An 18,717-nucleotide genomic window follows, 5' to 3' on the forward strand; every position below is an offset into this window, starting at 1 on the left:
GCGGTTTAAGCTAAAGGAAAACCATGATGGCGAAGACCCCCAATGCAAAAGCCATGATCCGCATGAATGTCCGCCACGCAGTTTCGTTCTGCAGGAGGTAGGACAAGAGGTGGCCTGCACTTGTCCAGAAAAAGCAGACCCCAAGATTGATCCCTGAAAACGCTATCGCGAGATGCGCCATTTGGGTGGGAATGCTGAGATCAGCAACAAAAGTGGACGCGCTGAACGCGACAGCCCAGACCTTCGGGTTCACCCATTGAAACAGAACTGCCTCGACAAAGGTGAACGGTTTGTCAGTCGCTTTCTGTGTCGCCGGGTTCGCGTTCCACAAATTCCACGCCATGTAGATGATCCACACAGACGCAATGATCTGGAGGCCGAGCTTAAGCGCAGGAAGCGCATCAAGAAGCGCACCGATGCCAAGTCCCGTGATCCCTGCCGTGATCCCGACCCCAATCGCGACACCCAGGATATGTGGCATGGTCGGCCCCAGCCCGAAACGGGCACCAGATGCTGTCAGAAGAATTACATTTGGTCCCGGCGAAAACAGTCCAAAAAAGACAAAAAGCAACAGTGCTGTATCAGGCAAGAAGATCATCCTTGCCCAGCGTGAATCCGGAAGCAATCCACCTTTGCTCAGCGTCTTTCAATGCCTTGCCAAGCGCTGGACCTTTATAGCGATCCATCAGATCGGCAGCTTTTACGGGAAAGCGCTGCTTGCCCGCGTGGCGGACAGTCGCGATGTCGTCTTCCGAAACCCCAATGCCGCCAGCCGCTGCTTCGATTACCAGCCGGTCGATGCCTACTTCCGATCCATGGCGATACGCATAATCCATCATGTTAGACACTGTTTGACAAAGAACTGCCAATCTTCTCGCCTGCTCCTTTGACAGACGAAGATTGTTTTGCGCGTCTTCCCCGCCGATCACAGCAAGCCGGCGGATCGGGTCTATCGGCAAACCGAGAATTTCTTCGAGATGGACCAAAACCGCCAGAGGCTGATGATCCGCGCCGGGCAATATTCGCAGCAGCGCTCCGATGGACGCCATGCTTGCGGTCGCCAGTGCAGGGTTGGGGGCAGCAAGCAGCTTCAACAATTCACTGCCAATCCGCTCCTTCGACAATAGATCGATTCCATCGACATTTGCGGCACAGGCAGCAAGCCCCTCTTCATCCAATCCATCCGCACCATACCAAGCATGAAACCGGAAAAAGCGTAGGATACGCAGATAGTCTTCTTTGATACGCTGATCGGCATCTTCTATGAACCGAAAGCGCCTGACTTTCAGGTCAGACAATCCATCAAGCGGATCCACAAGAACACCATCAGGCTGCGCATAGATAGCATTCATCGTAAAGTCGCGGCGCAGCGCGTCTTCTTCTAGTGTATCTGCATAGGCGACCACCGCACGCCGTCCATCTGTAGCGACATCTTTGCGCAGCGTTGTCACTTCATAAGCAGTCCCGTCCGCGACAACCGTGACCGTGCCATGATCGATACCTGTCGGCACGGCCTTGAAGCCAGATGCCTCGGCAAGGTCAGTTACCGTGTCAGGTCTGGCAGAGGTGCTGATATCAATATCCGTAACCGGCGCACCCAAGAGCGTATTTCGAACGCATCCGCCAACAAACCAAGCCTGAAATCCTGCCTCGGTCAGCATGGCGCAAATCGGCGCGGCTTGTTCGACCCAGGGCGCAAAGATCTGCTTCATTTGTTCATGCATTCCGCGAGCCCGCGCAAGATGCGTGCCGTCGCACCCCAAATGTAATAGGGTCCATACGGAACGGTGTAATAATGACGTATATCTCCCTGCCAACGCCGTCCTTCGACACGAAAATTTGCCGGATTGGTTATGTGGAACAACGGGGCCCGAAATATCTCTGCAACCTCGCCCGCTTCGGCTATTTCACGGAAATCCCCTTGAATCAGTGCCACAATCGGTGTGATCTTGTAGCTCGTAACCGTTTCATGCGGTGGTAACGCACCAAGCGGTTTGACATTCTCCACGGGCAAACCGATTTCTTCATTGGCTTCACGCAACGCTGCGTCTGTTAATGTCGCATCGGTGGGGTCTTGCTTGCCGCCGGGAAACGCCACCTGCCCTGGATGATGCTTCAACCTTGCAGAGCGTTTCGTCAGGATGACATCCGCATTTTCCGTGACACCGATCAGGACCGCTGCCGGTTTCAACACCCTGCCCTTCGGCAACTGAATACCTGCGTTGAGGTCGAAATCAGACGATGCGCTGCCAGCTTTAGACAGCGCATCTGTCAGGATCATTTGAAGATCAGGATTCCGAGCCATCTGTTGCCTCGAAACCAAGGGTTTCGGGTTGAAAGACGTAGTGCGCACCACAGAACTGGCAGTCTGCTGTGACAGTGCCGTCGTCCTTCGTCATGGTTCCGATATCCTTTGCCGAATATATCGACAGACTTTGGCGTACCCGAGCTTCTGAACAGGTACAGCCAAACTTGATCGGCTGAGCGTCATAAACGCGCGGTGCTTCCTCGTGAAACAACCGTACCAGAAGTTCGGTTGGCTGGACTGTGGGACCGATCAACTCGATCTGTTCCACTGTATCCAACAGGGCGTTTGCCCGGATCCAGTTCTCACCTTCATCCTCGTCAAGAATATCCGCTGCATTCAAAAGTCCATCATCACCCGATGGGCCATCCTGTTGTTGCATCAATGGCGACGCTTTTGGCATGTGCTGCAGCATGATACCCCCTGCACGCCATTGCACTGGCTCGCCTGGTTGCTGGTTGCGGCCATAAGTCAGCGCGAACCGTGTCGGCAACTGTTCGGACTGCGCGAAATAGGTTTCGGCACATGACGACAGCGAACCCCCGGCGATTGGTGTCACGCCCTGATACGGAGCCATGTGCTCGCCCTGATCGATGAGTATTGCGAAATAGCCTTGTCCGATCTGGCTGAACGGATCTGCAGAATGATCAAGCTTATTATCGTCATAGCTTGCATAGGCACGGATACGGGCCGGTGCGCCGTCTTTTGTCGGTCCGTAATAGTCGGTCGCAATTAGTCTTGCCGGTCCGGATCCGCGCACCTGCAAGGACAGCTTCCAATGCGTCTTGACCGATTGCCCGATCAGGGCAGTCAGCAACGCCATTTCAGCAACCAGACCTTCGATCATTGGCGGATAGTCATGCTGTTTCAGAACGGACTCCAGCACCCCATCCAGACGCGCGACGCGTCCGCGAATGTCGGATCGGTCCAGTTGGAACGGCAATACTGTGTCGTCCCAGGCGATTTGGCTGCCAAGGGTCATGGCGTTTCCTCACTTGTGCGGAATTGTGTTATCGCGCCTATATAGGCAGAACAAGTGCTGGTCCAAGGGGTAGCAGTCATGATCAGACGGTATGGCGACGTGCCACGGGCCGAACAACGGTATCGGGTGCGCGCCGGGGCCTATGGTATTCTGATGCGCGGCCAAGAGATTCTCCTGGCATGGCAGGGAGAGCCCTACAACGACCTGCTTCTACCTGGCGGTGGTATCGACCTCGGAGAAGGGGCGATACAGGCGCTGCACCGCGAAGTGTACGAAGAAACCGGTTGGCGGATTGGTAACCCTAAGAGGTTAGGGGCGTTCCGCAGATTTACCTTTATGCCCGAGTACGAAAAATGGGCCGAAAAGGTGTGCCATGTGTATACTGCACGGCCTATTGTTCGTTTGGGCCCGCCGCTTGAACCAGATCACACGGCAATCTGGATGAACGCCGCAGAGGCCATTCCACTGCTGTGCAACGAAGGAGACGCAGACTTTCTTTCCAGCCGAATACTTCGGTGACATGGCGCTTGGAAAATCTCACATAACAAGCAGAAGCAGCCGCCACGGAAGCTTCGGCGACAGTTTAATGACCAGGTATTTCAAGCACCTTCCGTCGTTGTGGAGTTGTGCCAGCAGCAAACTGCCAACGCGCAAACCTTGCCCCCTTTTGCAAAAGCCGTTATCGCGCGAAGAACATTCATGTTTGCATAAAGGCCTATGCCCATGTCCTCCCCAAAGAAAGTTGTGCTCGCCTACTCTGGCGGTTTGGATACCTCGATCATTCTGAAATGGTTGCAGACTGAATATCAGTGCGAGGTCGTCACATTTACTGCAGATCTTGGACAGGGCGAAGAACTGGAACCTGCGCGCGCCAAGGCTGAAATGATGGGTGCAAAGAGTATCTACATCGAGGATGTACGCGAAGAATTCGTGCGTGACTTCGTTTTTCCGATGTTTCGCGCGAACGCGCTCTACGAAGGGCTCTATCTTTTAGGGACATCTATTGCCCGGCCACTTATTTCCAAAAGACTTGTTGAAATCGCGGCAAAAGAAGGTGCCGATGCGATTGCACATGGTGCCACAGGCAAAGGCAACGATCAGGTACGCTTTGAACTGGCAGCTTATGCGTTGAACCCAGATATTAAGGTAATTGCACCTTGGCGCGATTGGGATCTGACCAGCCGCACCAAATTGCTGGAATTCGCTGAACAGCATCAGATTCCCGTTGCCAAAGACAAGCGTGGCGAAGCGCCGTTTTCTGTGGATGCCAACCTGCTCCACACCTCATCTGAGGGTAAAGTGCTGGAAAACCCGGCAGACGAAGCACCGGAGTACGTCTACCAACGCACCGTCGCGCCCGAAGATGCACCGAACGCGCCGGAAATGGTCGAAATCGGTTTCGAGAAGGGCGATGCAGTGTCTATCAACGGGGAATCGATGTCCCCCGCGACGATCCTGACCAAGCTGAATGAGCTTGGGGGCAAACACGGGGTCGGCCGTCTGGACCTTGTCGAAAACCGGTTTGTCGGAATGAAATCACGCGGCATCTATGAAACGCCTGGCGGCACCGTACTGCTAGAAGCACATCGCGGCATTGAACAGATCACGCTGGATTCCGGTGCTGGGCATCTTAAAGACTCGATCATGCCGCGCTACGCAGAGCTGATCTACAATGGCTTCTGGTTCTCGCCAGAACGTGAGATGTTACAGGCACTCATCGACAAGTCGCAAGAACACGTCACGGGAACCGTACGCGTGAAGTTGTATAAAGGTAGCGCAACAACGGTGGCACGTTGGTCCGACCATTCGCTTTATTCCGAAGCACATGTGACATTCGAAGACGACGCAGGTGCTTATGACCAGACCGATGCGAAGGGGTTCATCCAGCTAAACGCGTTGCGGCTCAAATTGCTTGCGGCGCGGGACCGGCGCCTGAAAGGCTAGAATGGCAGTCTTGCTCAAAGCGATCACTTCGGCGGATATCGGTCCACTCTCGCAGATTAACGTGCGCGAGGATCAAAAGGATTTCATCGCACCGAACCCGATCACTATCGCACAAGTACGTTTTGAGAAAGGCGCATACGATTTCTGTATTTGGGACGGCGAAACACGCGTTGGGTTGATCGCAGTAATTGACATCTGCGAAAACGATGAACCCGAAGAAATAGATCACCCAGAAGCCGTTTATGTCTGGCGTTTGCTTATCGGGGCCGGATTTCAGGGTAAGGGCTATGGCACAGCCGCAATTGGACAAATCGAAGATTGGGCAGCCAAACGCGGCCGTCCGCTGGTTCAAATTCAGGCAGTGGCCGAAAACAATGCTGCGATACGACTTTATGAAAAGCTCGATTATAGGCGCACTGGAAAGATGTCTGACGGCGAAATACAACTGGAAAAGTGGCTCTAGATCGCGTCCTTTGCCATCTCCTCATAAGCGGGCATTACAGATTGCAAAAGATGGTGATCCTCGCCCACATCAGGTAACGGCCCCTCAGCCCCTGCAAATCCGGTGCTCTTATGGACGGCATCATACCAATGGGTGGCCCAAACGCCATCAAATGGTCTAGGACCTGAGGGCCATGAAAGCATCGCGTCATCGAAGTCCAGACCGATGATATCACACAGGATCTGTAGCATCTCTTTGGGGTTTTTGCGGATGTCGGCGCTGTCGATGACAACGCCACCAAACGCGCGATAAAGTGCTAGCTGCTGCTGAAACCCGATATCTTCGCTCGTGATCTGCGCCCGTTTGTTCCCATAACTTGCAATGACGCGGGCAGGGTGTCGGATCAAATGGACGTTCACACATGACCTGATCCAGTCCCGCGGAAACGGGTCGAGCATATGATGTGGCATATGCTTCATGTAAAAATGCGGTTTTTGATCCGGAATAGAGTCCAAACAAAGGGAAGCAACGGTTTCAGCGTTTGCTTCATGGGATGCGATGATTTCGTCCTTCATCGGATGGTCGTAATCTGATGTAGCCAGATAGGGCGCGTAGAACGGTTCGTCCCAAACAGCGAAGTCAGCACGATTACCAAAGCTGTACATCATTGCGGTCGACAGATTGCGCGGGCCAGACCACATCGCAATCCTCATGCGCATTCTTCCATGATCATATCTTTGTAGAGGCTGCGCAAGCGTTCTGTCACCGGACCCATCCGCCCATCGCCTATTTGCCGCCCGTCAATGTGGCAGACAGGGGTTTGCGCGCCGAAAGTTCCCGTCAGAAAAGACTCATCCGCGCCATAGGTATCGACAAGCGAGAAGTTGCGTTCGAAAACCGGGATGCCATTCGCGCGACACAGGTCAATGACCTTCTGGCGCGTGATGCCATTCATGCAGTAATCGCCCGTACTGGTCCAGACTTCGCCTTTGCGCACAATAAAGAAATTGCAAGCGTTTGTCGTATTCACGAACCCATGTACATCCAACATCAGCGCCTCATCCGCGCCTGCTTTTTCGGCTGCTATGCAAGCAAGGATACAGTTCAGTTTAGAGTGACTGTTGAGCTTTGGATCTTGCGTCATCGGCAAACCACGCAGATGGGGGACCGTAGCAAGTCTAATCGGGCGCGGAATCTTTGGCCGGGAATGCTCCATTATGATCACGAAGGTCGGACCACTTCGGGAGAGACTGGGGTGCTGGAACGGACGGATCTTCGTCCCTCGCGTAATCATCAGACGCGCATGGGCGTCCGTGGTCATATCGTTCGCAGTTTGCGTTTCGAACAGTGCGTTCTTAACGCCGTTTCGATCGTGACCTATATTCAGGTCGACCGCTTTCGCTGCTTCAAACAACCGATCTAGATGGGCGTCAAGAAACGCCCATGTCCCGTTATAAAGGCGCAGACCCTCCCAGACACCGTCCCCGAGCATGAACCCACTATCATAGACGCTCACCGTCGCCTCTGATTTTGGAACAAGCTTTCCGTTCACGTAGATCAGGATGCTTTCATTCCTGGCATCATCCTCTGCCTGATGTGTCGTGACAGTGGTCATGGGCGAAAATCCTGCACTTCAAGCAAATCGGGAATGACATCAGCGGTGCCATGACGTGTTACCATTAATGCTGCTGCCTTGGTCGCGGTCTTGATCGCTTGTGCCATTGGCTGCGTCCGATCCAGACACGCAAGGAGGTATCCGGTAAACGTGTCCCCTGCCCCTGTCGTATCGACAGGATCGACTTTGATCGCGTCGAAATGTAGTTTTCCGTTTGGACCGTACCAATCCGCACCTTCTGAACCCAAAGTAACGATCACATCAGTCACAGGTAATTCTGCTGGCGTTTTGCCCGTAGCGGTTTGCAGTTGTTCGGCTTCGACGGCATTCAGGATCAGGAAATCAAGGTAACCAAGCACGGCTTCCACCCGGTTGACCGAAAACGGCGCAGCGGCATAGGCAACTTTCAAACCCATCTTACGTCCCATTTCGGCAGCAGTGCGTTGCAGATTTGTTTCATTCTGCATAACCAGCCAGTCTCCCGTTTCAGCCTCGGCCAACGCGGATTGAAGAACAGCCTGCGGAATCTCATGATTTGCACCCGGATGCAGCACAATCGCGTTTTCGCCATGCGTGTCGACAAGAATGATGGCTTGCGCACTTTCGGTGTCTATTTCAGCAATATTCCGGGTATCAACACCATATTCGAGTAACCGCTGCACCAATTCACGTCCATCCGAACCGACAGCACCGATATGCCGGACCTGTGCGGCGGCGCGGGCAGCGGCGACCGACATATTGGCTCCCTTCCCACCCAGAAACGATTGCCGCGCCGTTGATGCCAACGTTTCGCCAGGCGCGGGGATATGTGGCACGGAATAGACGACATCCGCGTTGATTGAGCCAAGGTTCCAGATCGTCATGGCTTAACCGACCTCGCACGCCGCGATAACGGCCATATTAAGGATGTCATTTACCGTCGAAACGGTTGAGCAGATCTGTACCGGATGACCGACCCCCGTCAGAATTGGGCCAATGACTGTCGCGCCAGCCATTTCTTGCATCAACTTGACCGAAATCGAGGCTGAATGACGCGCTGGGACAACAAGGATATTGGCCGGGCCCGTCAGACGGGAAAACGGGTAGTGTTCTCTCGCCTTGGGATTCAAGGCGACATCAACAGCCATTTCGCCCTCATACTCGAAATCCACGCCTCGCCGGTCAAGAACATCAGGCGCAATGTGCATTTTCTCTGCGCGTTCAGAAACAGGGTATCCGAATGTCGAAAACGAGACGAATGCGACTCTTGGCTCCAGCCCGAGATCGCGCGCTACGGATGCACTTCGCTCTGCGATATCTGCAAGATCGTTCTCGTTCGGCCACTCATGGACAAGCGTATCAGAGATCAGAACAATCTTGCCTTTGTTGAGAACAGCCGTAACGCCCACTGCACCATGATGGGGCTCTGCATCGAATACGTGATTGATTAATTCGAGAACGTGCGCGGATTTCCTGGTCGCCCCGGTGACCATTCCGTCGACATGGCCATGTGCCAGCATCAGCGCCGCAAATACATGACGATCTCGCGCGGCGAGACGATGAACGTCCTGGCGGTCGAAGCCTTTTCGCTGCAATCTCTCGTAAAGAAACGTTTTGTAAGTGTCTAAATGGGGTGTTTTGGCTGCGTTGATCACTTCAAGCTCTGCGAAGGCGTCAGCCAAACCTTCAGCCTCGAGTCGTTGTTCGACATCTGCATCGCGGCCGACAACCAGCGCCTTACCTAGCCCTGATCTCTGATAGAGCACTGCAGCTCGCAATACCCGCGGATCATCGCCTTCGGCAAAGACGACCGTCGATTGGGCAGCGCGCGCTCTAGCGTTGAGACTGCGCAACATTGATGCAGTAGGATCCATCCGGGACTTGAGCGAGAGTTCATATCCCTCCATATCCACGATCGGGCGCCGTGCGACACCTGTTTGCATTCCGGCTTGCGCAACAGCTGTGGGAATTCGGTGGATCAGACGCGGATCGAAAGGGGTTGGAATAATGTAATCTCGACCAAATGTAAGCTTGCGCCCATATGCCATTGCAACTTCGTCCGGGACATCCTCGCGGGCCAGATTGGCCAACGCGTGCGCACAGGCAATCTTCATCTCATCGTTGATTGCGCGCGCATGAATATCGAGCGCGCCGCGAAACAGGTAGGGGAACCCAAGGACGTTATTCACCTGATTTGGATAATCCGATCTACCGGTCGCAACAATTGCATCTTCGCGGACTGCGTGCGCGTCTTCGGGTGTGATTTCGGGATCAGGGTTCGCCATGGCAAAAATAACCGGATTTTCCGCCATATTAGACACCATTTCCGGTGTCACGGCGCCTTTTGCGGACACACCTAAAAAGACGTCACATCCCTTCATCGCGTCATCAAGACTGCGGGCTTCTGTGTTGGCGGCGTGCGCCGATTTCCACTGGTTCATGCCTTCTGTGCGGCCTTGGTAAATGACGCCCTTTGTGTCGCACATGATACAATTATCATGGCGGGCACCCATCGCCTTCAGAAGTTCGAGACACGCAATGCCGGCAGCACCGGCACCGTTTAGTACAATTTTGACGTCCTCAATTTTCTTACCAGAAAGATGCAAGGCGTTGATGAGTCCTGCAGCACAAATCACGGCAGTGCCGTGTTGGTCATCGTGGAAGACGGGTATATCCATCTCTTCCTTTAACCGCTGCTCTATAATGAAGCATTCTGGTGCCTTGATGTCCTCAAGATTGACGCCGCCGAAAGTTGGTCCCATCAGTCGTACCGCATCGCAGAATGCATCGGGATCTTCAGTGTCCAGTTCAATATCGACGGAGTTCACATCGGCAAAACGCTTGAACAGCACGGATTTGCCTTCCATCACCGGCTTGGAAGCGAGGGCACCTAGATTTCCCAAACCCAGTACGGCAGTTCCGTTCGAAATTACTGCAACAAGGTTACCTTTGTTGGTGTAATCATAAGCTGTTGCCGGGTCTGCATGGATTTCTTCGCACGGCACCGCAACACCGGGAGAGTATGCAAGTGACAGATCGCGCTGCGTGGTCATTGGGACCGTTGCGGCCACCTCCCATTTTCCCGGCGTCGGATGAAGATGGAACGTGAGCGCATCTTCGCGGCTCATCTTGGTTCTGGCCATGTCGTCCTCCCTTGGCGTAAGGGGCACTTTGCGCCAAGCAATGCCGCGCTGCAACGGGTTCGTTTTCGACTTTCGTCGCTAACATTGCATGGGTAGTGTCACCAGCGAAGGACCGGGGGATATATGAGCGGGAAATCGACAGTTACGCCGATGATGGCACAATATCTGGACCTGAAAGCGGGCTATCCGGATGCGCTCTTGTTTTATCGGATGGGCGATTTTTACGAGATGTTTTTTGACGATGCCGTCGAAGCCGCGGCCGCGCTCGACATCGCGCTGACAAAGCGCGGCAAGCATGAAGATGAAGACATTCCGATGTGCGGCGTTCCTGTACACGCTGCCGAAGGGTATCTGCTGACATTGATACGCAAAGGATTCCGGGTCGCCGTCTGCGAACAGATGGAAAAACCCGAAGAGGCGAAAAAGCGAGGCTACAAGTCTGTCGTCAAACGCGATGTCGTTCGGTTGGTGACACCTGGAACCCTGACAGAAGAGTCTCTGCTTGATGCAAGGAGCCACAATTTCTTGGCAGCGTTCGCGGAAATCCGGGACGAAGGGTCGCTTGCATGGGTCGATATTTCGACAGGCGCTGTACACGTTATGCTTTGTCCCCGTGTGGCACTTGGTCCCGAATTAGCACGTCTCGCCCCGCGTGAAGTCATCGTTGCCGATGGAGAAGAACAAAATTTCGCTGAATTAGTGTCTGATTCTGGTGCGGCCCTCAGCACATTGGGAAAAGCTGCCTTTGACAGCACTGCCGGTGAGAAGCGCCTGACCGACCTTTATGGGGTTAGGTCACTTGATGCTTTTGGAACATTTTCGCGGGTCGAGATTGGGGCGCTGTCCGCGATTGCCGAATATCTGGAAATCACGCAGAAGGGGAATCTGCCGCTATTGCGCCCACCCGTCCACGAAAGGCGCAAATCGGTCATGCAGATCGACGCACCTACGCGTAAGTCGCTGGAACTGACACAAGCCATCACAGGCGGTCGAGCCGGTTCATTACTTGCCACGATCGACCGGACTGCAACGGCTGGAGGCGCACGTCTATTGGAACGTCGATTGTCGAGCCCCGCGTGCGATCTTTCTGTTGTCGCCAACCGACAAGCCGCCGTAACTTTCTTCGTATCCGATGTGCGCCTCGCAGATGATATCCGCGACCTTCTGCAGGGTGTTAGCGATCTTGATCGTGCGTTGTCCCGGCTGGCGCTGGGTCGGGGCGGGCCAAGGGATATGACGGCGATCCGCAATTCGCTTGCTCAGGCAGTCCGTCTCTCTGGGTTGTTATCAGAAAGCGTGTTGCCAGAAATCTTGACCGACGCTTTTCAGGCTCTGTTCGGCCACGCTGACCTTGCGGATCTTCTCGAAAGGTCGCTTGTAGCCGAACCGCCGCTACTTGCGCGCGATGGTGGATTTATCGCGGCGGGCTTTGATACTGACCTTGATGAAGCACGGACTCTGCGTGACAAAGGTCGGGGCGTCATCGCCAAAATGCAGGCCGATTTTGCAGAGCTTTCCGGGATTTCGTCGCTGAAAATCAAGCACAATAACGTGCTCGGCTATTTCATCGAAACGACCGCCACCCATGCAGAACGCATGATGACACCGCCGCTGAACGAAACCTTCATTCACCGCCAGACAACAGCCAATCAGGTACGCTTCACAACAGTCGAATTGAACGAAATCGAAACCCGTATTCTAAATGCAGGTGGGCGGGCGCTCGACATTGAGAAGACTCATTTCGAGGGTCTAATACAGGCAATTGTTGCCCATTCCGGTCCTTTAGGCGCGCTTGCCCGCGCCTTGTCGGAAATTGATCTAGCGGTGTCCTTGGCATTTTTGGCGCGTGCAGAAGATTGGTGCGTACCGAAATTGGATGACAGTCGGGCCTTCCATATCTCTGGTGGACGTCACCCCGTCGTTGCGGCAGCTCTCGAAAAATCCGGAACACCATTCATCGCGAATGATTGTGACCTGTCAGACAGCCCTATCTGGCTGTTGACGGGGCCGAACATGGCGGGCAAATCGACATTCCTGCGGCAGAACGCTTTGATCGCCATTCTTGCACAGATGGGATCCTACGTTCCGGCCAAGTCGGCACATATCGGGATAGTCAGCCAGATCTTCAGCCGTGTCGGTGCATCCGATGATCTTGCGAAGGGCCGTTCAACATTTATGGTCGAGATGGTCGAAACGGCCGCCATCCTTAACCAGGCCGACGACCGCGCCCTCGTCATTCTTGATGAAATCGGGCGGGGCACGGCAACCTATGACGGTCTATCGATCGCTTGGGCCACGCTTGAACATCTACACGATGTGAACCGGTGTCGTGCATTGTTTGCCACGCATTATCACGAAATGTCAGCGCTTTCGGCGAAGCTGGATGGCGTCGACAATGCGACGGTCTCGGTCAAGGAATGGGATGGCGACGTCATCTTTCTGCATGAAGTACGCAAGGGCACAGCAGACAGGTCGTATGGGGTGCAGGTCGCGCGGCTCGCCGGACTTCCGCGGGTTGTCGTTGAACGGGCCAAGATCGTATTGGAAGCACTGGAAAGGGGAGAGCGGGAAGGGGGGTCTGGTCGCAAGGCAATCATCGATGATCTGCCACTTTTCGCAGCAACACCCACGGTCGCCCCGCAGAAGCCAAAAGAGAGTCAGGTTGAAAAGCGCCTCAAAGGCGTTTTGCCTGATGATCTGACCCCGAAAGAGGCACTATCCCTGATCTACGAACTCAAAGACGCACTTCAAGATACACGTGAATAAATCGCATCCGTTTCCTTGTAAGCATCGAGATACTGAGCAACTACTCGCACAAACGGCTTTGACGCCTCTTTCAGGCGCAAAACATCACCCTCCAGCGTGACGTGATCATTGAATTCGGCGGCAGAAGACATCAGATCGACCGCGAAATCGCCAAGCGGGCCGCAGTCTTCGCGTAGTTGACGCATATCTATTTTGAAATCGCAAAGCAGCATTTCAATCGCGCGCCCGCGCAACCGGTCGTCAGCAGTCCACACATGTTGGCGCGCGATTGGCAGGTTGCCAGTCGCAATGATTTTTCTGTAGTCCGCTGTGCGGGTCGCATTCTGAAAGAAACCACCGATCCGCGAAATGGCAGACGCCCCAAAAGCAAGCAGTGACGGACAGTTGTCGGCGGTGTAGCCTTGAAAATTCCGTTTCAGGCGGCCTTCCCCTAAACTTTTTACAAGGCTGTCGGTTGGTTTGGCAAAGTGATCGATCCCGACAGCTACGTAATTTGCCGCTTTGAATGCCTCGGCAGCCTTACCGAACAACTCAAACCGTCCGCGATCACCTGGCAACGCTTGCTCTGCAATCAGGCGTTGCCGCTTGGCCATATGCGGGACGTGTGCGTAGCCAAACAGAGAGAATCGATCTGGATCGAGCGAGATCGCCTCATTTAGGGTCTTTTCAAAGGTCTTGGTTGTCTGATGTGCCAACCCGTAGACAAGATCGATATTTACCGATTTCACTCCCGCGGCCCGCAAATCAGCTACGCAGTTCTCTGTCTGAGCGAAGGATTGCTCTCGCCCAATGGCGGCTTGTACAGTGCTATCAAAATCTTGAACGCCGATGCTGGCGCGGGTCATTCCATGATCCGCAAGGCACCTGATCTTATCCACGTTCACTAGTGTCGGATCGATTTCGACCGAGAACTCGAAATCCACAGCGCGATCGAAGACGTCATCAATGCCAGACATGACGCGTGTTATCAAATCTGGCGACATGATCGTCGGCGTTCCGCCACCAAAGTGAAGACGGCCCATCTGCATGCCCTCAGGCATGACGTCTGCTGCGAGCGCGACTTCCGCAAGCAGCGTTTCGATATAGGCCTGAACTGGCGTCAGACTGCGCACGCCTTGGGTCCGGCACGCACAGAACCAGCAAAGCCGTTCGCAGAATGGAATATGGACATAAATGGAAAGAGGTTCCGTGGGGTCCAGCTTTGCCAGTTGCGACCTGAAGACGCTGTCGTCTCTTGCCGTTTCAAAGGCCGTCGCCGGTGGATAACTGGTATAGCGCGGAGCGCGAATCTGGAAAAGACCAGTCTTTGCGAGTTCTTCGTATGTCATGGTCCCAGATTAGGTGCGGTTCAGTCTCGTTTTCCTTGATCTGGATCATCCTCGGACAGAATTCGCCATGCGTCCCCGCTCAAGTCTTCGTATTGGTTCGCTTTCAGACTCCACAGGAAAGCAGCGAGTCCAAGACCGCCAAGGATAAGAGACGCGGGGATCAGGATGACAAGAATATTCATGATGTTCCTTTCAGGCGCAACGCGTTGAGCACGACCATGATCGAGGAAGCGGACATCGCGATTGCGGCAAGCAATGGGGTCGCAAATCCGGCAAGCGCGACGGGAATCGCAATGGCATTATAGCCAGCTGCGATGCTGAAGTTCTCGATGATGCGCCGCTTCGCCGACCGTGCGACAACAGGTAGCTCGATCAACGGTTCAAGGGTATCATGCAAGAGAACGATATCAGATGCCGCTCGCGATGCATCGACCGCAGAAGCTGGCGAAATGGAAGCGAATGCGGCGGCAAGCGCGCCAGTGTCGTTCATCCCGTCTCCGACCATCAGAACCTTTTTGCCTGATTCAGACAGGGCGGTGACATAGGCAATCTTGTCGGCAGGATGCGTTTCCGCACGCCATTCTTTGATGTTCAATGCGTCGGCCACGGATTGTGTGGCCGCCTCACTATCGCCAGACACCAGGTGAATTTCCAGACCAAGTGCCTTCCAGCCGTCGATCAGCGCTAGGGCACCATCACGTAGCATGCCACCGACTTCAATCTGTTTCGGTGGGTTCTCACCGAACTGGAAACCAGTACCACTGCCTTGTCCAAGCCACGCCATCGCGCCAAGTTGAACCGTTATACCTTCGAACTCACCTGATATGCCTTTGCCCGGCTGTTCCTTGATGTTGTCGATTTTGGCAGCGTTTGTCGTGGGCAGACCAACCTTGATGGCCCGGGCCACAGGATGCGTAGAACTGGACGCAAGCCCGCAGATGATTTCCTTCTCGGAATCCGTCAGCGCAATACCGGAATCCGCCAAACGCGGCTGGGTCAGTGTGCCGGTCTTGTCGAAGACAACCGTGTCGACCTCTGCAATCCGTTCAAGCGCTGTTCCGTCTTTGACCAAGAGGCCGCTCCGAAACAGCCGGCCTGCGGCTGTTGTCGATACAGCTGGGACGGCAAGGCCCAGCGCGCAAGGGCAGGTGATAATCAACACGGCGATCGCAATGTTGATTGCCAACCGCGCATCACCCGTCGCATAGAGCCAGCCAAGGAACGCGAAAAATGACAGAAGGTGAACGACAGGCGCATAGACCTGAGCCGCACGATCCGCGATAGCATTGTACTTGTTACGTACGCTTTCAGCCTCGTCGACCATACTGACCATACGCCGCAGCGTCGTGTCCTCGCCGACAGTTGACGCGCGGATCTGCAAAAGACCATCTGTATTGATTTCGCCGGCGGTAACACAATCACCGGCGTCGATCGCGATTAGATCGCTCTCGCCAGTCAACATGGATCTGTCCAGTAGGCCAGAACCTTCGACTACAGTTCCATCGACCGGAATGCGCCCCCCGGGCAGGACGATGACCGTATCGCCGACGTTCAATTCGGCGAAATCGACAAGTTCCTTTACCCCGTCCGACACGCGCTGCACGCGAGGTGTTTCCAGCGCGGCGAGTTGCGCCGCAGCAGAAACAGCCGCAGCCCGGCTTCTGTGATCAAGGTATCGTCCAAGCAGAAGAAAAAATGTCAGCGACAGCGCGGCATCAAAATATGCATGTTCGCCACCAACCAGTGCCTCATAGGTGGACATACCCCCGGCAAGGATGATCGCAAGCGAGATTGGCACATCCATATTCAAACGCCGCCCACGCAGTGCGGCCATAGCGTTCAGAAAAAACGGTTGTGCAGAAAACAAGAGCGCAGGGAGCGCAATCGCTGCCGAGATCAAATGGAACAACGTCAGTGTCGCACCGACTGCCCCAGACCAGACGGCAACTGACAACAGCATCACGTTCATCATCGCAAAGCCAGCAACGGCAATGCGGGTCAACAGTGTGCGCCCAACAGTGTCCTTCTCTGCGCCCAGCAATGATCCATCAAGCGCGCGCGCTTCGAATCCTGCTAGCTCCAGCGCGTCGATAAGTGATTCCGGTGTCGTGCTGCGATCTGCGGTGACGCTAACGCGTTTTAAAGACAGATTAACTCTCGCAGATGAAACGCCTGGACACTGCAATAGAGTCTGTTCCACTCCGTTTATGCAGGCAACGCAATGGATGCCCGGCAGTGAAATCTGATGCGTGTGATGGTCCGCCTTTGTCGCATTTTTCAGCGAGGTTCCCGGCAGGCCAACACAGGCAGGACAGAAGGCAGCGTCGCTCATTCTGCAGCCTGAACGGTTAAGGGAAAACGCCGACGAAACATCGTGCCATCTGGGGCTTGAAGGACAAGCCGCAGGTTCCAATACCCGGGGTCTTGATCGACAGACGTATGAAGCGCGTTTCCTGTCCAGGTGAAATCCGGAAAACTGTCTGCCCCGGCATATGTCGCACGACCAAGTATCGCGGACACGACTTTCGGTTTAACTGTGCCATTCGCATCTGTGATTTCAATCGTCAGGTCAGTTTCAGTTAGCGCGACCGCAACGTCCCAGCCCAGTGCGTCTTGTGCGGCGCGGTCTTTGTCGAAATTCTGGCTGACAACATAGGAATTCTTGGTCTCAAGTCCTGGAAACGTCGCCACAGCATTGAAAGCGAGCGTCAAGTTTACGGCAATGATGATTCCAAATCCGCCGACCATAAGGGCCAACATGTGCCAACCGGTAAATTCGCGTGTCATTGCTGGGTCCTTCCATGAAAAATTGTATCTACATGCGCACGTTCCTGCGATTGCAGGTCCTCTACCCAAAAACGCAACGCGGTAGTGTCTGCAGAACTTGCATCGTCTTGCGGACGAGCACTGACGTAGACCCGTTGCAGCAGCGATTCATTCGCAGGGACCGTCACGGTACGTTCGTCTGTACCTTCCAAATCGATCCGCAGGATTGCATCAGAGGTCAGTGACAGATGGAACACGCGATCATCGCCTTGTTTGTTGCGCAAACGGATGTCGTAGATATTCCGGATGGTTCCGTCGCTGAGTGTAACGAATGTTGGATTGCGGACTGGCGAAACAGTCAGGTCGATATCGGCCCGAATGAACAGCGCAAAGACAAGCCCAAAACCGATCAGTGACCAAAGCGCGGTGTAAAGAATGGTCCGCGGGCGCAGGATATGCTTCCAGACCGGCTTGACAGGTTCGCCTGCGCGTTCCGCCGCTTCGTCCGACAGGGCGAGGTAATCAATCAGACCACGTGGCTTGCCGATCTTGTCCATGATGTCATCACAGGCGTCGATGCAAAGTGCGCAAGTGATGCATTCCATCTGCTGACCATCCCGGATGTCGATCCCGGCGGGGCAGACGTTCACGCAGGCCATGCAATCGATGCAATCACCTGTCGTATTGTCATGTTTCTTGCCCCGCGGTTCACCACGCCATTCGCGATAAGCAACTGTGATTGTGTCATCATCCATCATTGCCGCCTGAATGCGCGGCCAAGGACACATGTAATTGCAAACCTGTTCCCGCATGAAACCGCCGAAGACAAAGGTCGTGGCGGTCAAAATGGCGATGGACGCATAGGCAATGCTGGCTGCTTGGAAATTGATCAAATCATGCAAAAGCGTCGGTGCATCAGCAAAATAGAATACCCAGGCACCACCAGTTGCAACCGCAATCAAAAGCCAGACGATCCACTTGGTGATCCGCAAGCGCCATTTTCGCAAATCCCAGTTTGATTTCCAAAGCCGGAGACGGGCATTGCGGTCGCCTTCAATCCAGCGCTCAACGAGTATGAAAAGATCGGTCCAAACCGTCTGCGGACAGGTATAGCCACACCAGACTCTACCCAATGCAGAGGTGAACAGGAACAGGCCAAGACCCGCCATGATGAGCAGGCCAGCCACGAAATAGAATTCATGTGGCCAGATTTCGATCCAGAAAAAATAGAACCGGCGGTTCGCCATATCGACCAGAACTGCTTGATCAGGTAGGGCAGGGCCCCTGTCCCAGCGGATCCAAGGCGTCAGGTAATACACCCCCAAGGTCAAAAACATGACCCACCATTTCAGGTTGCGGAATGTGCCTTTGACCCGTTTTGGAAAAATCGGTTCCCGCGGGGCATAGAGCGGTTGGTCAGCTGAAGACATAAAGCATCTCGAATCTG

Annotated in this window: 17 protein-coding genes; 4 read left to right on the plus strand and 13 right to left on the minus strand. The window is 54.4% G+C overall.

Annotation, left to right across the window (positions count from 1 at the left end):
- Positions 1–10: 10 nt before the first annotated feature.
- Genes BMY44_RS14830 through hslO form a run of 4 tightly spaced genes read right to left on the minus strand, consistent with a single transcriptional unit; the run spans position 11 to position 3,287 of the window.
- Entirely contained in the window at positions 11–598 is a 588-nt protein-coding gene (locus BMY44_RS14830; RefSeq protein WP_089996487.1) for a LysE family translocator, read from the minus strand.
- Positions 582–1,712, minus strand: a complete 1,131-nt coding sequence (locus BMY44_RS14835) for a CCA tRNA nucleotidyltransferase (RefSeq protein ID WP_089996489.1) — start codon at positions 1,710–1,712, stop codon at positions 582–584. The genes BMY44_RS14830 and BMY44_RS14835 overlap by 17 nt, the downstream gene beginning before the upstream one ends.
- Positions 1,709–2,305, minus strand: a complete 597-nt coding sequence (locus BMY44_RS14840; protein ID WP_089996492.1) for a CoA pyrophosphatase — start codon at positions 2,303–2,305, stop codon at positions 1,709–1,711. Before BMY44_RS14840 ends, BMY44_RS14835 begins: the two co-directional genes overlap by 4 nt.
- A complete protein-coding gene (gene hslO / locus BMY44_RS14845) occupies positions 2,289–3,287 on the minus strand; it encodes an Hsp33 family molecular chaperone HslO (RefSeq protein WP_089996494.1) in 999 nt (332 codons plus the stop codon). The genes BMY44_RS14840 and hslO overlap by 17 nt, the downstream gene beginning before the upstream one ends.
- Before the next feature lie 78 nt (positions 3,288–3,365).
- Between hslO and BMY44_RS14850 the strand changes: the two genes are divergently transcribed.
- From BMY44_RS14850 to BMY44_RS14860, 3 genes are all read left to right on the plus strand, one after another.
- Positions 3,366–3,806 carry an NUDIX domain-containing protein gene (locus BMY44_RS14850; protein WP_089996497.1) on the plus strand — a complete coding sequence of 147 codons (441 nt, stop codon included), beginning with the start codon at positions 3,366–3,368 and terminating at the stop codon, positions 3,804–3,806.
- Positions 3,807–4,010: 204 nt separating this feature from the next.
- Positions 4,011–5,231 (plus strand): argininosuccinate synthase, encoded by a 1,221-nt coding sequence (locus BMY44_RS14855; RefSeq protein ID WP_089997193.1) that lies wholly within the window; start codon positions 4,011–4,013, stop codon positions 5,229–5,231.
- 1 nt (position 5,232) lies between these two features.
- On the plus strand, positions 5,233–5,694 hold the full coding sequence (locus BMY44_RS14860) for a GNAT family N-acetyltransferase (RefSeq protein WP_089996498.1): 462 nt from the start codon (positions 5,233–5,235) through the stop codon (positions 5,692–5,694).
- On the opposite strand, the gene BMY44_RS14865 is transcribed toward BMY44_RS14860, so the two are convergent.
- From BMY44_RS14865 to BMY44_RS14880, 4 genes are read right to left on the minus strand one after another with little or no spacing between them, the layout of a single operon-like run.
- Positions 5,691–6,386 (minus strand): sulfotransferase-like domain-containing protein, encoded by a 696-nt coding sequence (locus BMY44_RS14865; protein WP_089996501.1) that lies wholly within the window; start codon positions 6,384–6,386, stop codon positions 5,691–5,693. The two genes, BMY44_RS14860 and BMY44_RS14865, sit on opposite strands and share 4 nt — an antisense overlap.
- Entirely contained in the window at positions 6,383–7,288 is a 906-nt protein-coding gene (locus BMY44_RS14870) for a D-amino acid aminotransferase (RefSeq protein WP_089996503.1), read from the minus strand. The genes BMY44_RS14865 and BMY44_RS14870 overlap by 4 nt, the downstream gene beginning before the upstream one ends.
- A complete protein-coding gene (locus BMY44_RS14875) occupies positions 7,285–8,151 on the minus strand; it encodes a ribokinase (RefSeq protein ID WP_089996506.1) in 867 nt (288 codons plus the stop codon). The genes BMY44_RS14870 and BMY44_RS14875 overlap by 4 nt, the downstream gene beginning before the upstream one ends.
- Positions 8,152–8,154: 3 nt before the next feature.
- Positions 8,155–10,410, minus strand: coding sequence for an NADP-dependent malic enzyme (locus tag BMY44_RS14880; protein ID WP_089996510.1), 2,256 nt, complete (start codon positions 10,408–10,410; stop codon positions 8,155–8,157).
- Positions 10,411–10,533: 123 nt separating this feature from the next.
- Between BMY44_RS14880 and mutS the strand changes: the two genes are divergently transcribed.
- Complete coding sequence (gene mutS / locus BMY44_RS14885; RefSeq protein WP_242650576.1) at positions 10,534–13,176, plus strand: DNA mismatch repair protein MutS; 2,643 nt, start codon at positions 10,534–10,536, stop codon at positions 13,174–13,176.
- On the opposite strand, the gene hemN is transcribed toward mutS, so the two are convergent.
- Genes hemN through ccoG form a run of 5 tightly spaced genes read right to left on the minus strand, consistent with a single transcriptional unit; the run spans position 13,158 to position 18,700 of the window.
- On the minus strand, positions 13,158–14,504 hold the full coding sequence (gene hemN / locus BMY44_RS14890; RefSeq protein ID WP_089996515.1) for an oxygen-independent coproporphyrinogen III oxidase: 1,347 nt from the start codon (positions 14,502–14,504) through the stop codon (positions 13,158–13,160). The genes mutS and hemN overlap by 19 nt on opposite strands.
- 20 nt (positions 14,505–14,524) lie before the next feature.
- The gene (gene ccoS / locus BMY44_RS14895; RefSeq protein WP_089996518.1) at positions 14,525–14,686 is read right to left on the minus strand and encodes a cbb3-type cytochrome oxidase assembly protein CcoS; all 162 of its coding nucleotides are present in this window, start codon (positions 14,684–14,686) and stop codon (positions 14,525–14,527) included.
- On the minus strand, positions 14,683–16,836 hold the full coding sequence (locus tag BMY44_RS14900) for a heavy metal translocating P-type ATPase (protein ID WP_089996521.1): 2,154 nt from the start codon (positions 16,834–16,836) through the stop codon (positions 14,683–14,685). The genes ccoS and BMY44_RS14900 overlap by 4 nt, the downstream gene beginning before the upstream one ends.
- Positions 16,833–17,291 (minus strand): FixH family protein, encoded by a 459-nt coding sequence (locus BMY44_RS14905; protein ID WP_089996522.1) that lies wholly within the window; start codon positions 17,289–17,291, stop codon positions 16,833–16,835. Before BMY44_RS14905 ends, BMY44_RS14900 begins: the two co-directional genes overlap by 4 nt.
- On the minus strand, positions 17,288–18,700 hold the full coding sequence (ccoG, locus tag BMY44_RS14910; protein ID WP_089996525.1) for a cytochrome c oxidase accessory protein CcoG: 1,413 nt from the start codon (positions 18,698–18,700) through the stop codon (positions 17,288–17,290). The genes BMY44_RS14905 and ccoG overlap by 4 nt, the downstream gene beginning before the upstream one ends.
- Positions 18,701–18,717 lie beyond the last annotated feature (17 nt).

It is taken from the genome of Cognatiyoonia koreensis (assembly GCF_900109295.1).
In the GTDB taxonomy this organism is placed as follows: domain Bacteria; phylum Pseudomonadota; class Alphaproteobacteria; order Rhodobacterales; family Rhodobacteraceae; genus Cognatiyoonia; species Cognatiyoonia koreensis.